The 15520-nt window shown below is 59.8% G+C and carries 12 protein-coding genes; 6 read left to right on the top strand and 6 right to left on the bottom strand.

What is annotated here, in order from left to right; all coding sequences use genetic code 11:
- Window positions 1-61: 61 nt before the first annotated feature.
- Together FHT97_RS22020 and FHT97_RS22015 are read left to right on the top strand one after the other, a co-directional pair.
- Complete coding sequence (locus FHT97_RS22020) at window positions 62-1582, top strand: nucleobase:cation symporter-2 family protein (RefSeq protein ID WP_210296755.1); 1521 nt, start codon at window positions 62-64, stop codon at window positions 1580-1582.
- Between the two features lie 11 nt (window positions 1583-1593).
- Complete coding sequence (locus FHT97_RS22015) at window positions 1594-2199, top strand: nucleoside deaminase (protein WP_183864249.1); 606 nt, start codon at window positions 1594-1596, stop codon at window positions 2197-2199.
- Window positions 2200-2237: 38 nt separating this feature from the next.
- Here FHT97_RS22015 and urtE read toward each other — a convergent pair whose 3' ends face one another.
- The 5 genes from urtE to urtA form a co-directional block, all read right to left on the bottom strand.
- Entirely contained in the window at window positions 2238-2933 is a 696-nt protein-coding gene (gene urtE, locus FHT97_RS22010) for an urea ABC transporter ATP-binding subunit UrtE (RefSeq protein ID WP_183864248.1), read from the bottom strand.
- 1 nt (window position 2934) lies between these two features.
- Window positions 2935-3690 carry an urea ABC transporter ATP-binding protein UrtD gene (gene urtD, locus FHT97_RS22005; RefSeq protein ID WP_183864247.1) on the bottom strand — a complete coding sequence of 252 codons (756 nt, stop codon included), beginning with the start codon at window positions 3688-3690 and terminating at the stop codon, window positions 2935-2937.
- Window positions 3691-3696: 6 nt separating this feature from the next.
- Entirely contained in the window at window positions 3697-4860 is a 1164-nt protein-coding gene (urtC, locus tag FHT97_RS22000) for an urea ABC transporter permease subunit UrtC (protein ID WP_183864246.1), read from the bottom strand.
- Entirely contained in the window at window positions 4857-6473 is a 1617-nt protein-coding gene (urtB, locus tag FHT97_RS21995) for an urea ABC transporter permease subunit UrtB (protein ID WP_183864316.1), read from the bottom strand. Before urtB ends, urtC begins: the two co-directional genes overlap by 4 nt.
- Window positions 6474-6660: 187 nt before the next feature.
- Window positions 6661-7953, bottom strand: a complete 1293-nt coding sequence (gene urtA, locus FHT97_RS21990) for an urea ABC transporter substrate-binding protein (protein ID WP_183756645.1) — start codon at window positions 7951-7953, stop codon at window positions 6661-6663.
- Between the two features lie 216 nt (window positions 7954-8169).
- On the opposite strand from urtA, the gene FHT97_RS21985 reads away from it, so the two are divergent.
- From FHT97_RS21985 to FHT97_RS31615, 4 genes are all read left to right on the top strand, one after another.
- Window positions 8170-11559, top strand: coding sequence for an ATP-binding protein (locus FHT97_RS21985; RefSeq protein WP_183864245.1), 3390 nt, complete (start codon window positions 8170-8172; stop codon window positions 11557-11559).
- A complete protein-coding gene (locus FHT97_RS21980) occupies window positions 11552-12463 on the top strand; it encodes a response regulator transcription factor (RefSeq protein WP_183756643.1) in 912 nt (303 codons plus the stop codon). Before FHT97_RS21985 ends, FHT97_RS21980 begins: the two co-directional genes overlap by 8 nt.
- A 632-nt stretch (window positions 12464-13095) precedes the next feature.
- Window positions 13096-13584: an HD domain-containing protein gene (locus FHT97_RS21975; RefSeq protein WP_183756642.1), complete on the top strand. Its 489-nt coding sequence runs from the start codon at window positions 13096-13098 to the stop codon at window positions 13582-13584.
- A gap of 33 nt (window positions 13585-13617) precedes the next feature.
- Window positions 13618-14043, top strand: a complete 426-nt coding sequence (locus tag FHT97_RS31615; RefSeq protein WP_348649635.1) for a toxin-antitoxin system HicB family antitoxin — start codon at window positions 13618-13620, stop codon at window positions 14041-14043.
- Here FHT97_RS31615 and FHT97_RS21965 read toward each other — a convergent pair.
- A complete protein-coding gene (locus tag FHT97_RS21965; RefSeq protein WP_183756641.1) occupies window positions 13980-15299 on the bottom strand; it encodes an LLM class flavin-dependent oxidoreductase in 1320 nt (439 codons plus the stop codon). The two genes, FHT97_RS31615 and FHT97_RS21965, sit on opposite strands and share 64 nt — an antisense overlap.
- Window positions 15300-15520 lie beyond the last annotated feature (221 nt).

Here is a 15520-nt window from a genome sequence, read left to right as displayed (position 1 = left end):
CCTACCGTTCAGTTTGTCCCTCGGGAGACGGGACATTTGCAGAGGTACGGAGGAGACGACCTTGGCAGCAATCATCGAGGAAAACGTAAGAAAGCCCAACCCGGAAGACGAACGGCTCAGCATTTGGGCAAATATAACATTTGGCCTGCAACACGTCCTGACAATGTATGGCGGCATTGTCGCGGTGCCGCTGATCCTTGGTCAGGCGGCAGGATTGACGTCTGGCGACATCGGTCTGCTTGTCACGGCATCGCTTTTCGCCGGGGGATTGGCAACCATCCTGCAAACAGTCGGGCTTCCCTTCTTCGGCAGCCGCCTGCCGCTCGTCCAGGGCGTCTCGTTCTCGGGTGTAGCGACGATGATTGCCATCTCGGGCAATGGCGGCATTCCCTCCATCCTGGGTGCAGTCGTTGCGGCTTCGCTGATTGGCCTCCTGATTACGCCCGTCTTTTCGCGCATCACTCGCTTCTTTCCGCCGCTGGTGACGGGGATCGTCATCACGACCATTGGCCTGACGCTCCTGCCCGTGGCGGCGATGTGGGCGATGGGAGGCAATCGGAACGCGCCCGACTTCGGCAGTACGGCGAATATAAAGCTCGCAGCTGTGACACTGGTCATCGTGCTGGTCCTGAGCAAACTCGGAAGTGCATCGATATCACGGCTATCGATCCTGCTTGCCATTCTTATCGGCACGGGCATCGCCTACGCGGTGGGCATGACGGACTTCTCGCACGTGGGTGACGGCCCATTCTTCGGCCTGCCCCAGATCTTCCACTTCGGCTACCCGACCTTCGAACTCGCCGCCATCATCTCGATGTTCATCGTGATCATGGTGACACTCGTCGAAACGTCGGCGGACATTCTCGCTGTCGGCGAGATCGTTGGAACGAAGGTGGATTCCCGAAGGTTGGGCGACGGGCTCAGGGCCGATATGCTTTCGAGTATCCTTGCACCGATCTTCGGCTCGTTCACGCAGAGCGCCTTTGCCCAGAATGTCGGCCTGGTCGCCGTCACCGGCGTCAAGAGCCGGTACGTCGTTGCCACCGGTGGGATCTTTCTCGTTGCACTGGGCCTGCTCCCGGTCGTGGGACGCGTCGTTGCCTCAGTGCCGAGCTCGGTTCTTGGCGGTGCCGGCGTGGTATTGTTCGGAACGGTCGCAGCGAGCGGTATCCGCACCCTTTCCAAGGTCAATTACGAAAACAACATGAACCTCGTCATCGTTGCGACGTCGATCGGGTTCGGCATGATCCCAATCGCAGCGCCCGGCTTCTACGAGCATTTCCCGGCCTGGTTCGCCACGATCTTCCATTCCGGGATCAGTTCTGCGGCGTTAATGGCGATCGCGCTCAACCTTCTATTCAACCACCTGACGTTCGGGAATTCCGATCAGCAGTCGGTCTTCGTCGCCGCGACGGAACGCACAATCCGTTACCAGGACATCGCCCGTCTGCACGATGGCGACTATTTCCTCGACGGAAAACTCTACGACGCCAAAGGAAATGAGGTGCCGCTGGTCGTTGCGGAACCACATCACCGGAGCGGAAGGACAGACGGAAAAGCTATCGCCACACACGCTGTCTGACAGGAGACAACATGACACAGCCAATAGACCAATATGGACTTCTCTGCGCTCTTCTCAGCACCATGGAGAACGGCATCATTCCGTCGACGGAAGCAGGTGTTTCCGCCGGCAACAAGATTTTCGGCGCCGCGCTGATGAGGAAATCCGACCTTTCGACAATCCTTGTCGAGACGAACAACGAGACAGAGAACCCGCTTTGGCACGGTGAAGTCCACACGCTGAAGCGCTTCTACGAGATCACAGGCACAGATCGTCCCGATACGCGCGATCTGATCTTCCTGTCGACACACGAGCCGTGCTCGATGTGCCTCTCGGCAATCACCTGGGCAGGCTTCGACAATTTTTATTACTTCTTCAGTCACGAGGACTCGCGCGACGCGTTTTCGATCCCGCACGACCTGAAGATCCTGAAGGAGGTCTTTACCCTGGATCCTGGAGGCTACAACAGGACAAATGCGTTCTGGAAAGGCGTTTCGATCCATGGCGAGATTGAGAACCTTCCCGAGCCGCAGCGCTCGGAGCTGGCGGACCGTGCCGAGGCCATCCGGCAAAAGTACGACGAGCTGTCCGCAATTTACCAGGCAAGCAAGGGTGACAATTCAATCCCGCTGAACTGAGAGGCTCTGCCTGGCGCATTGTCTCGATGGTAGAGATCTTAAACAGTCAGATGGCGACGCGCTTCCGGTGTGTCGAGTGTTTCGGCAACTCCCTCATGAACGATCTCGCCGCGATCCATGATGTAGACATAGTCGGCAAGCTCGCGGCAGAAATCGAGATATTGTTCGACGAGCAGGATCGCCATACCGGTCGAGTCGCGCAGGTAGCGGATCGCCCGGCCGATATCCTTGATGATGGAGGGCTGGATGCCCTCCGTCGGCTCGTCGAGCACCAGGATCTTCGGCCGCGTCACCATCGCCCGGCCAATCGCCAGTTGCTGTTGCTGCCCGCCTGACAAATCGCCGCCGCGCCGTCCGAGCATCGACTGCAGCACCGGAAAAAGGCTGAAGATATCATCGGGAATGGAGCGATCCCGGCGTCCGAGCGGGGCAAAGCCGGTCTCGAGGTTCTCCCTGACGGTCAGCAATGGAAATATCTCCCGACCCTGAGGCACGTAGCCGATTCCCTGCTTGGCGCGGGCAAAGGGCGGCATTCCGTTGAGCTTCACATCGTTGAAGCTGACACTGCCGGCCGACAAGGGATGCTGGCCGGTAACGGCGCGAAGAAGTGAACTCTTCCCCACGCCGTTACGCCCCAGCACGCAAGTGATCTTGCCCAACTCGGCCTTGATGGAGATGCCGCGCAGCGCCTGTGCCGCGCCATAGTGAAGGTTTGCATTCTCGACTGTCAGCATCTTAGCGCCCCAGATAATTTTCGATGACCTTCGGATCGGCGCTTACGAAATCGATCGATCCCTCTGCCAGCACCGACCCTTCGGCAAGGCAGGTCACCTTGACGCCGAGGTCGCGGATGAACCCCATGTCATGCTCGACGACGACCACCGACCGCGTCCTGGCTATTTCCTTGAGCAGGATCGCGGTTTCCGCTGTCTCGGCATCGGTCATGCCGGCAACCGGCTCGTCGACCAGAAGCAGCTTCGGCTCCTGCGCCAGGAGCATGCCGATCTCCAGCCATTGCTTCTGGCCATGCGAAAGGTTGGCTGCGAGTTCGTCACGCCGATGGGTCAGCCGAACCGTTTCAAGGATCTCCTCGATACGTGCCTTGTCCTCGCTTGAGAGCCGGTAGAACAGTGTGGCAAAGACACTACGCTTGCGGTTCAGCGCCAGTTCCAGGTTGTCCCAGACCGTATGGCTTTCAAAGACCGTCGGCTTCTGGAACTTGCGGCCGATGCCAAGCTGGGCGATGTCGGCCTCGTCCCGCTTCGTCAGATCGACGTCGCCGTTGAAGAAAACCTCGCCTTCGTCAGGTCGGGTCTTGCCGGTTATGATGTCCATCATCGTCGTCTTGCCGGCGCCGTTCGGACCGATGATGGCGCGCAGTTCGCCGGGCTCGATGACGATCGACAGCGAATTGAGCGCCTTGAAACCGTCGAAGGAAACCGAGACATTGTTGAGATAGAGAACGCTGCTTGGTTTGACGTCAGGGATCATGATTGCTCACTCCGCCGGCTGGACTTTTGCATCGACGCGCTCGCCCTGAAGGACAGGCGGTGCGGCCTCCGTCATCGGCTTGCGGCGCGGGAGATACTGGGCGATCGTGCCGACGATGCCCTTGGGCAGGAACAGCGTGACGAGCACGAAGAGCCCGCCAAGCGCGAACAGCCAGAACTCGGGAAACAGACCAGTAAAGATCGTTTTGCCGCCATTGACCAGGATGGCGCCGATGATCGGGCCGATCAGCGTCGAGCGTCCGCCGACAGCCGTCCAGATGACGACTTCGATGGAATTGGCAGGGGCAAACTCACCAGGGTTGATGATACCGACCTGCGGCACGTAGAGCGCGCCGGCAACGCCCGCCATCATCGCGGAAACGACGAAGGTGAAGAGCTTGAAGTGTTCCACACGGTAGCCGAGGAAGCGCGTGCGGCCCTCCGCATCGCGCACGCCGACCAGCACTTTTCCGAATTTCGAGCGCACGATGGCCGAGGCAATCATCAGGGAGAGCGCAAGGAAGATCGCTGTGGCGGCGAAGAGGGCGGCGCGCGTTCCGTCCGCCTGGACGCTGAAACCGATGATTTCCTTGAAGTCGGTCATGCCGTTATTGCCGCCGAAACCCATGTCGTTGCGGAAGAAGGCAAGCAGCAGCGCGTAGGTCATCGCCTGCGTGATGATCGACAGATAGACACCGTTGACCCTGCTGCGGAAGGCGAACCAGCCAAAGACGAAGGCAAGCAGCCCCGGCACCAGGAGAACCATAAGCGCGGCGAACCAGAACTTGTCGAACCCATACCAGAACCAGGGCAGTTCCTTCCAGTTCAGGAACACCATGAAGTCAGGGAGGACAGGGTCGCCATAGACGCCGCGCGGACCGATCTGGCGCATGAGATACATGCCCATCGCATAGCCGCCGAGCGCAAAGAAAGCGCCGTGGCCGAGCGACAGGATGCCGCAAAAGCCCCAAACGAGATCGAGCGCCAGTGCCAGCAGCGCATAGGTCAGATACTTGCCGAACAGCGCCATGATGTAGGTCGGAATGTGCAGCGGATTGGCCGGGCCGGTCATCAGGTTGAGCACGGGGACCAGCACGGCCAGTCCAAGCAGAATGACGATGGCAGCGATGATCTTGCGGTCGAGAGACCGGAGCAGGAAGGCCGTAATCATGCTTCCACCGCCCTTCCTTTAAGTGCGAAGAGCCCGCGAGGACGCTTCTGGATGAAAAGAATGATGAGGACGAGCACCAGGATCTTGCCGAGCACGGCACCCGCGAAAGGCTCGAGGAATTTGTTGAGGACGCCGAGTGACAGGGCGCCAACCAGCGTGCCCCAGAGGTTGCCGACGCCACCAAAGACCACGACCATGAAGCTGTCGATGATGTAGCTCTGGCCAAGGTTCGGCGAGACGTTGTCGATCTGCGAGAGGGCAACACCTGCGATACCCGCAATTCCGGAGCCGAGCGCAAACGTGAACGCATCAACCCAGCCGGTACGGATGCCCATCGATGACGCCATGCGGCGGTTCTGCGTGACCGCACGCATCTGCAGGCCGAAGGCCGAGCGCTTCAGGAGAAAGAGCAGTGCAAAGAACACGGTGATCGAAAAGACGATGATCCAGAGGCGATTCCAGGTGATCGAGAGACCGCCAAGCTCAAATGCACCCGACATCCAGCTCGGATTGCGCACCTCGCGGTTTGTTGGCCCGAAGGCCGTGCGAACTGCCTGCTGCAGGATCAGCGACACGCCCCAGGTTGCAAGCAGCGTCTCAAGCGGACGACCATAGAGGTAGCGAATGACGACGCGCTCGATCACGAGGCCGACAAGCCCGGTAAACAGGAAGGCTGCCGGCACGGAGAAGGCGAGCGAGTAGTTTGCGAGCTCCGGAAACGCGGAGCTGATGTACTCCTGCACGACATAGGTCGTATAGGCCCCGATCATTACCATTTCCCCATGCGCCATGTTGATGACGCCCATGACGCCGAACGTAATGGCAAGGCCGATCGCTGCCAGCAGCAGCACCGATCCGAGCGATAAGCCGTACCAGACATTCTGCCCGACATCCCAAAACGCCAGGCTGCGGTTGATGGCGTTGATATGTGCCTCGATTTCACCCTTCAGCTCCTCGGGGGCTGTCGCCATTGCAGAATTGAGGATGGTCAGGGCCTCACGCCCTCCGCGCGCCGTAACCGTGTCGATCGCCGCCTTTTTCTCTTCGGCGCTGACGTCGCTCTTTAGCACCATGACGGCCCGTGCGGCCTCCATGGCATTTTTGACCTCGGCGTCCTTCTCTTCGGCGAGTGCTGCGGTCAAGAGATCGAGGTTTGCCGGATCGGCGTCCTTGAGCAGGCCTTGGGCTGCCGCAAGCCGTGCGCCTCGATCGGGGCTCAGCAGCGTCAGCTGGCTCGTGACGGTGGCGATCACCGTGCGCAGCGAATTGTTGATTTTGACCTTTGACATGTAGTCTGGATCGACGTCGGAAACGACCTGGCCGGAAATCGGGTCTGCATAAGTCGGCTCGTCCTCGGAGCCACCTTGCACCAGCACAGGACCGCCGGTCTCGGAATTCACGTAGAGCTTTCCGCCGCTCAAAAGCTCGAGGATTTCGCCGACACGCGGGTCCTTGGAGGCAACCAGTGCCTTGATCGCGGCTTCGCGCTCGGGGAAATCACCGGCGCCCAAGGCATCGATCAGGGGATGGATATCGTCCTGCGCTTTCACAGCCGCAAGGGCCGGCAAGGCCAGGCACAGCGTAAGAAGCAGGATTTTGATGGCGCGATACATCGGTTTTCTTGCCTCGGTCATCATTGGCCTTCCGGCGCAATCGGGAACATCGTCCTTCTGTCGGCGCAATCCGACGGATCGATTGCCGCTCGTCTCGAAGGCTGCATGTCTGGGGATGAACCTTCCGCCCGGACAGGAGCCGCCGGGCGGAAGTCTTCAGGCGTCAGAGTGACGGGGTGGAACGCACTCAGGAGCCCTTGCCGCCGCACTTGCCCGAGGCAACGTTGAAGTTGCCGCAGTTCATGGGCTTGCGCCAATCGGAGATCAGGTCCTTGGAGTCGGGCAGGTAGTCGGACCATTCGTCGCCAACGACCGCCGGGGTCTGCTGAACGATTTCGAACTGGCCGTTCGCCTGGATTTCACCGATCAGAACCGGCTTAGTGATGTGGTGGTTCGGCATGACGGTCGCATAGCCGCCCGACAGGTTCGGAACTGTCGTGCCAATGATCGTGTCGAGAACCTTGTCCGTGTCAGTCGTGCCGGCAGCCTGAACAGCCTTGACCCAGGCGTTGAAGCCGATATAGGCGGCTTCCATCGGGTCGTTCGTCACGCGCTTGTCGTTCTTGGTGAACTCGTGCCACTGCTTGATGAACTTCTTGTTCACAGGGCTTTCCACCGACTCGAAGTAGTTCCAGGCCGCGAGATGGCCAACGAGCGGCTTGGTGTCGAGACCGGCAAGCTCTTCTTCGCCGACCGAGAAGGCAACGACCGGAATATCTGTCGCCTTGATGCCCTGGTTGCCGAGCTCCTTGTAGAACGGAACGTTCGCGTCACCGTTGATGGTCGAGACCACGGCGGTCTTCTTGCCAGCCGAGCCGAACTCCTTGATCTTCTTCACTTCCGTCTGCCAGTCCGAGAAGCCGAACGGCGTGTAGTTGATGATGATGTCTTCCTTTGGAATGCCCTTGGATTCGAGATAGGCTTCCAGGATCTTGTTCGTCGTGCGCGGATAGACGTAGTCGGTGCCTTCGAGCACGAAACGCTTAACGCCTTCCTTTTCCATCAGATAGTCGACCGCCGGGATTGCCTGCTGGTTCGGCGCTGCACCCGTGTAGAAGATGTTGCGCGAGGACTCCTCGCCTTCGTACTGGACCGGGTAGAAGAGGATCGAGTTGAGCTCTTCGAAGACAGGCAGAACCGACTTGCGCGACGACGAGGTCCAGCAGCCGAAGACGGCCGCGACCTTGTCCTTCTCGATCAGCTCGCGCGCCTTTTCGGCAAACAGCGGCCAATCGGACGCCGGATCGACGACGACGGCTTCGAGCTTCTTGCCGAGAAGGCCACCCTTCTTGTTCTGCTCGTCGATGAGCATCAGCATGGCGTCTTTCAGTGTCGTTTCGGAGATCGCCATCGTGCCGGAGAGCGAGTGCAGGACGCCGACCTTGATGGTGTCGTCGGCGGCAACGGCTCCGTGGAAAGCGGCGGTGGCCGACATGACGGCGCCGAGTGCGGCGCCCGTGATATAGGACTTGAGATTCATCTGGTTGATCCCCTCTTCTTGTTCGACAACAGGCCGAAAGCGGCAGTTAACTGTTGCTTAGCGGACTATCCGGTGCTGCGGTGCGAAAGCGTATACGCAATATGACGTAGGAGACGGGGCGAAATGTGCAGTTTTGTGCTGCGCCGCACCTTAAGCCTCGTGTCATTCCGTGTTACGAACGCATGACAAGGGGAACAAAGGGGCTGGCACCAAGGCATGGCAGCGCGGCAACGCATCATTCCGGTCAGGCGCGAATACAATCGCTGGGTGGCAAACCAGACGCTGGAAGACTATGCGCTGCGCTTTACGGCAAAGAGCGCCCGGCAATTCTCGTCGCAACGCATCTCGCAAACGGCGATCGGCGCCATTTCATTTCTCGCGCTCGAAGCGATCGGCGGCGCGATCACTCTCTCTTATGGCACGACCAACGCCTTCTTCGCCATTGTCGTCGCCAGCCTTGCCATGCTTCTGATTGGCCTGCCAATCAGTCGCTATGCGATCCGGCACGGCGTCGACATCGATCTTCTGACGCGCGGTGCGAGCTTCGGCTACATCGGCTCGACGGTCACGTCGCTGATCTATGCCAGTTTCACCTTCATGCTGTTTGCGATCGAAGCCTCAATCATGTCCGGCGCGCTGGAGCTGACGCTCGGCATCCCGCTATGGATCGGGTACATCATCAGCGCCGTCATGGTCATTCCGCTGGTTACCCACGGCGTCCGGCTGATCAGCCGGTTTCAGTTGCTGACGCAGCCTTTCTGGATCGTCCTCAACGTCCTGCCCTTCCTCTTCATCGCCGCGATGGATTTTGAGAAATTCGACCTCTGGCGGGCCTTTGCCGGAATCCGCCATGCGTCCGGACCGCCGGGCACGATGGCACCTTTCGATCTCGTGGAGTTCGGCGCCGCCTCTGCCGTCATCCTGGCGCTGATGTCGCAGATTGGCGAACAGGCCGACTTCCTGCGCTTCTTGCCGCCGGAGAAGCAGCGGAACTGGCGACACCGCCTTGCCGTGTTTCTGGCGGGCCCCGGCTGGGTCATCATCGGGGCGCCCAAGCTGCTGGCCGGCTCCTTTCTCGTCGTCCTTACCTTCGCGTCCGGCGTGCCGGTCGATCGTGCCGCCGATCCGGCCCAGATGTATCTGACGGCCTTCGGCTACATGATCCCGTGGCACAACGCTGCGCTTCTGCTGATGGCTGCCTTCGTGGTCGTCTCGCAGTTGAAGATCAACGTGATGAACGCCTATGCTGGCTCACTTGCCTGGTCGAACTTCTTCTCCCGCCTCACCCACAGCCATCCCGGCCGCGTCATCTGGCTCGTCTTCAATGTGGCAATCGCGCTTCTGCTGATGGAGCTCGGCATCTACAAGCTGCTTGAGGAAACGCTCGGCATCTTCTCGATCATCGCCATGGCCTGGCTGTGCACGATCTCGGCCGATCTCTTCATCAACAAGCCGCTTGGCCTCGCCCCTCCGGGCATCGAATTCAAACGCGCCCATCTCTACGACATCAATCCGGTTGGCCTGGGCGCAATGACGCTGTCGGCAGGCATAGCACTTGTCGCCCATTTCGGCGTCTTCGGCCCCGTCGCTGCCTCGCTTGCACCCTACATCACGCTGCTGGTTGCACTGATTGCCTCGCCGGTGATCGCGTGGGCCACGAAGGGCAAGTTCTACCTCGCTCGCAAGCCGCGTCACAGCTGGAAGAACCTCACCAACATCACCTGCTCTGTGTGCGAGCATCCCTTCGAACCGGAGGACATGGCCTGGTGCCCGGCCTATGCGGCACCGATCTGCTCGCTCTGCTGTTCACTCGACAGCCGCTGCCATGACATGTGCAAGCCGAAGGGCCGTTTCAACGCCCAGGTCGGCACGGTCGCGAAGGCGGTTTTGCCTGGAACGGTCGTCGAGAAGCTGACCACTCGCCTCGGTCGCTACGGGATAGCCGTGGTGCTGGCCCTGACGGCCGTCGGCGCAATCCTTGCGATGATTGCCCATCAGGTCTCTGCAGCCTCACCGGAAACCGCCGAGGTGGTCAACCGAACCATCCTGATTGTCTTCTTCGTCTTCGCCGTCATCGCCGGCGTCGTCTGCTGGTTTTATGTGCTGGCGCATGACAGCCGTGTCGTTGCCGAAGAGGAATCCTCGCGCCAGAATACCCTGCTGCTGAAGGAAATCGCCGCCCACAAGAAGACCGACGCCGCGCTCCAGACCGCCAAGGAGACCGCGGAAGCCGCCAACCGGGCGAAGAGCCGTTACGTCGTCGGTCTCAGCCACGAATTGCGCACGCCGCTGAATGCCGTGCTTGGCTACGCGCAGATCCTCGAGCGCGACGACACCATTCCCGCGCCACGACAGTCGTCGATCAAGGTGATCCGCCGCAGCGCCGAGCATTTGTCCGGCCTGATCGACGGTCTCCTTGATATTTCCAAGATCGAAGCCGGACGGCTGCAGGTCTATTCCAACGAGATCAATATTCACGATTTCCTGGACCAGATTGTCGACATGTTCCGTCCGCAGGCCGAGGTGAAGGGGCTGACCTTCCATCACGACCGCTCCCCCGTCCTGCCACACTTCGTTCGCACTGATGAAAAACGCCTGCGCCAGATCCTCGTGAACCTGCTCTCCAACGCGATCAAGTTCACTGACGAAGGCAGTGTCAGATTCGATGTCGGCTACCGCAGCCAGGTTGCAACCTTCACCGTTACCGATACCGGTCGTGGCATTGCCGAGAAGGATTTGGGCCGTATCTACGAGCCGTTCCAGCGTGGCGAGGCCGATAGCATCAGGCCGATGCCGGGCCTCGGTCTCGGGCTGACGATCACACAACTCCTGACCAACACGCTCGGCGGCGAGATTTCGGTGATGAGCGAGAAGGATCACGGAACGGTCTTCCGCGTTCGCCTCATGCTTTCCGCCGTGCTTCGCGAAATGACGGTGCCGCCACAGGAAAAGAAGATCGTAAGCTACGACGGTCCCCGGCGCACGATCGTGGTCGTGGATGACAACGAGGACCATCGCGAGATGATGCGCGAGGTGCTTGTCCCACTGGATTTCGTCGTGCTGACCGCGGCAAGCGGGGCCGACTGCCTGACGTTGATCGAGGGCATTCAGCCCGATCTGTTCCTCGTCGATATCTCGATGCCGGGCATGAATGGATGGCAGCTCGTTTCGCGGTTGCGAGCGAACGGCCAGATCGCGCCAATCGTGATGCTGTCGGCCAACATCGGCGACGCGGCCGCTCACCGCGACAGCGACGACAGCCACAGCGATGCCATCGGCAAACCGGTGGACATCAAGCAACTGCGTGACAAGCTTGCGGTGCATCTGGGCCTGAAATGGATTTATGCGCAGTCGGCTTCTCCCTCGGCACCTGCCAGGCGCGACCGACCGTTGATCAGTCCGGGTCTTGCCCACGTCCAGGAATTGTTGCGGCTCGCCGAAATCGGCTACATCAGAGGAATCGAGGCAAAGCTCGCCGACCTTGCCAAGGTGGAGGCAAATCAGCCATTTACGGAGGAACTCCGTTCCTTTGCGGCATTATTCGATCTGAATGGCCTCATGAACTTCCTGCACCGGTTTGACGAGAAGGTAGATACCCTTGGCTGAGCTCCCGCGCGATATTGTTCTCTTGGTGGATGACTCGCCTGATGCCCTGGGATTTTTGGCCGACGCTCTGGAGCAATCCGGTTTTTCCGTTCTGATCGCGACATCGGGTTCGGCTGCGCTCAGCATCGTGGAACGCATTACGCCGGACCTCATTCTGCTCGATGCAGTCATGCCATCCATGGACGGCTTCGAGACCTGCAAAAAACTCAAATCCAATCCGGCGATCAGCCAGATACCGGTGATCTTCATGACTGGTCTGACGGAAACCGAACATGTGGTTCGTGCCTTGGAATCCGGCGGCGTCGACTACCTGACCAAGCCGATCAATATCGACGAACTGCGTGCGCGGATCGGCGTGCACCTGCGCAATGCCCGTTCGACGCAAAGCGCACGTGTCGCGCTGGACGCCGCCGGCCGGCATTTGCTTGCGGTCAAGGGCAACGGCGACATTCACTGGTCGACACCACAGGCAACACGTCTCGTCAACGCGGCGATGGATCGAGACGATGCCATGGACACGGTTGTCGGCAAGATTGCCGATTGGATGAAGACAGGCCCAGCTTCCGGCCGCGACGGCGCGTTTTCCCTTTCGCATGCGGGCAAGGACGTGCTTCAGCTTGCCTTCCTGGGCGCGATCGGAGCGGATGAATATCTGTTTCGGCTCACCGCAAACAATGCGCGCGCCGATGACGAGGTGCTGCGCCGGCATTTCTCGCTAACGCAGAGAGAATCCGAAGTGTTACTTTGGATTGCAAAGGGCAAGGCCAACCGCGATATCGGCGAGATCCTGGGCCTCTCGGCACGCACCGTCAACAAACATCTCGAGCAGATCTATGTGAAGCTAGGTGTCGAAAACCGTGCCTCGGCAGCCGTCAAGGCAGCCCACGTCCTGCACGAGACATGACGGATCAGAGGGAGGGAGCCGGTGGACTGAACCATGCTCAGGGACAGACCCTGCGCCCGTTCAGGGGGCGGCACCGATACCGGCTTCCTGGCCACGAGATTGGTGATGCGAGCCATCGGCGCCAGGCGCAATAGGACTTAGGTCGTGCGGGAGGCTGTCGCAGGAACTCTCGGTTTCCTCGGCAGTTATTGCACGGTGGAGAACCCGCTCCAGTGTCGACAGAGGAGACGCTCTTGCGAAACGGCCTGGCTTTATCCCTGCTCGTCGGGTTCCCGGTTTGCGCCCTCGCGCAGTCGCCGGATCTGGAGGCTACCTGTCAGTTGGTCGCCAGGGGTTTCTTCATGACGGACAAACGTCCGGTCGGGACAATTCGGTCCTTTCCGGAACTGAAGCCACCCGGAGTGAGGATGACCTGTTGCGCGCGGGAAGGCGTGGCTGCGCCCGACATGACCGATACCTTGTGCGAATTCGGCAAGACTAACAAGCCGCACCATCTTGTCGGGTTTTGTGTGTCAAGCACATGCTATTCTCCGAACGAGGCCGATGGTGATCGAAATGGCCATTTTGACGAGGCCCGAATTCTTCTCGACCTGTCGGAAAAACAATAACGGTGCCCGTGGAGGGATACGATCATGGCTGCCCACCAGCGCGAATGGATCAATGAACACGACGATCGGCCTGCCTCGGATCTCCTGCGTGCAGTCAAGATCGCCTTCAAGGCCCATATGGGACAGACCGACAAGACCGGCGAGCCGTATTTCCTGCATTGCAAGCGGGTGGCTGACGCGGTGAGCGGTGGTGAGCGTGTCGTCGCCTACCTGCATGACGTCGTCGAAAAGGCACCCGAGTGGACGCTGGATCGTTTGCGGGACGAGGATTTCACGCCTGCGGTCATCGAGGCCGTCGACGCACTGACCAGACGATCCGAGGAAAGCGATGAAGAGTTCGTCACGCGTGCCCTGGCAAATGAGTTGGCCCGGCCCGTCAGGATCGCCGATCTGAAGGACAATCTCGCCCAAGCCAAGGAGAGCGGGATGGACCCCTCCAAGTATCAGGAAGGCCTCAGACTGGCCGCGCAGATCTGCTGCGAGCCAACCAGACCCGCCAAGGATCCCCCTTAACGCCGTTCTCGATGTAAACCGAAGCCCGCCGGTCTGGCGAGCGCTACGAACCGACGAAGCGCGGTTCAATTTTGTACGCGATGGGAGCTTAGGAAGGCTTTTCAAGAGGCGGTCTATCTCAAGACTTGGAAGAACATCGAGAAAGCGCCTCAAAAGCCGTTTTCTGGCGAGATGATGCGACGCGTTGCTCCCGAACTCCACCGTCGAGCAGCTCTTGCTGCCGAGCGGGAAGAGTCATGCCCAAGGGGCCGAGGAGATCCTGCAAGAAGCCCGCCGCGCATGATACCCCTTAAAAGCTTGCCTCGTCGCACGCCGCGGCCTTCGGCAGCGCTCCGGCGTCGGCAATTGGCTGTAAGCCCCATTCTCCTTCCTGCAACCTTGAATTCCCGCCGTGATCAGCAAAAGAACCTGTTCCCTGGTCGGGGAAGACCGAGATGTTCACGCAGCGTCGACCCCTGATAGTCATGGCGGAATAGGCCCCGGCGTTGCAGTTCGGGAACAAGCTGTTGCGTCACGTCATCGAGGCCTTGCGGGAGAAACGGAAAGACGACCGTGAACCCGTCTGCGGCCTGTTGTGTAAGCCAGGCCTCCATCTCATCTGCAATTGTTTGCGGCGTCCCCACGAAAGCAAGCCCGGCATAGCCGCCGTAACGCTGGGCAAGCTGGCGAACCGTCAATTTCTCTTCCTCCGCCAGACGAATTGCCTGCGCGCGTCCGGTCTTGCTGGCATTGGTCTCCGGTATCGTCGGCAGGGGCCGGTCTGGATCGAAGCCCGAGGCATCGTGTCCAAGTGCGATGGACAGTGAAGCGATGGCACTGTCGTAGTGGACGAGGCTGTCGAGCATGTCGCGCTTGGCCCTCGCCTCCTCGACCGTGTCACCGATCACGATAAATGCCGCGGGCAAGATCTTCAGGTGCTCAGGGTTGCGACCGAACGCCGGCATTCGTCCTTTGATGTCGGCATAGAGCAACTTGGCAGCAGCAAGGTCACGAGGGGAACAAAAGACGAGCTCAGCAGTCTCGGCGGCGAGCTGGCGACCAGGTTCCGATTGGCCAGCTTGGACGATGACCGGCCAGCCCTGGACGGGTCGGGCAATATTGAGCGGGCCACGCACATTCAGCTCGGCTCCCTTGTGATCGAGCACATGCATTTTCCCCACGTCGAAGAAGATGCCGCTCTCCTGGTCGCGTATGAAGGCATCATCGGCAAAGCTGTCCCACAGACCTGTTACGACGTCGTAGAATTCACGCGCCCGTGCATAGCGTTCGCCATGCTCGACATGCTCGTCCAGACCAAAATTTCGTGCCGCGTCGGGGTTGGAGGTGGTCACGATGTTCCACGCGGCGCGCCCGTTGCTGATGTGATCAAGCGAGGCGAAACGCCTCGCCACATGATAGGGCTCATCGAAGGTGGTCGACGCGGTGGCCGCGAGGCCGATCTTTTCGGTGACCGAGGCAAGAGCTGAAAGCAGCGTAAACGGCTCGAACGATGTGACGGTGTGACTGCGCACAAGCGCATCGACAGGCATATTCAAGACAGCCAGATGGTCGGCCATGAAAAAGGCGTCGAACTTTGCGGCTTCAAGTTTCTGGATGAACGACTTGATGTGGGCGAAATTGAAATTCGCGTCCGGATAGGATCCGGGATAGCGCCACGCGCCGGTGTGCAGGCTGACCGGGCGCATGAAAGCTGTAAGATGGAGAGATTCTGCCATGACGCGAAGCCTCTGATATCGATCGGTGTAGAGGTAACCCATTCATCTCTACCAGGCTAAGGCACATCATTGCGCCAATGACAGCGTGCGTGAAAAATCTGTTTGAAACAGACGCTGCAGGTTCATCATCTCCCGATTTCCACTCCATTTTTCGGCCAGGTCGCCTCCCCTCGCCTCGAGGGGCAACGACCTGGCCATCCTCACTTCGACAACAAACTGCC

The organism is Rhizobium sp. BK399 (genome assembly GCF_014194695.1).
In the GTDB taxonomy this organism is placed as follows: Bacteria; Pseudomonadota; Alphaproteobacteria; order Rhizobiales; family Rhizobiaceae; genus Rhizobium.
This window is presented reverse-complemented; position numbering and strand designations above follow the sequence as displayed.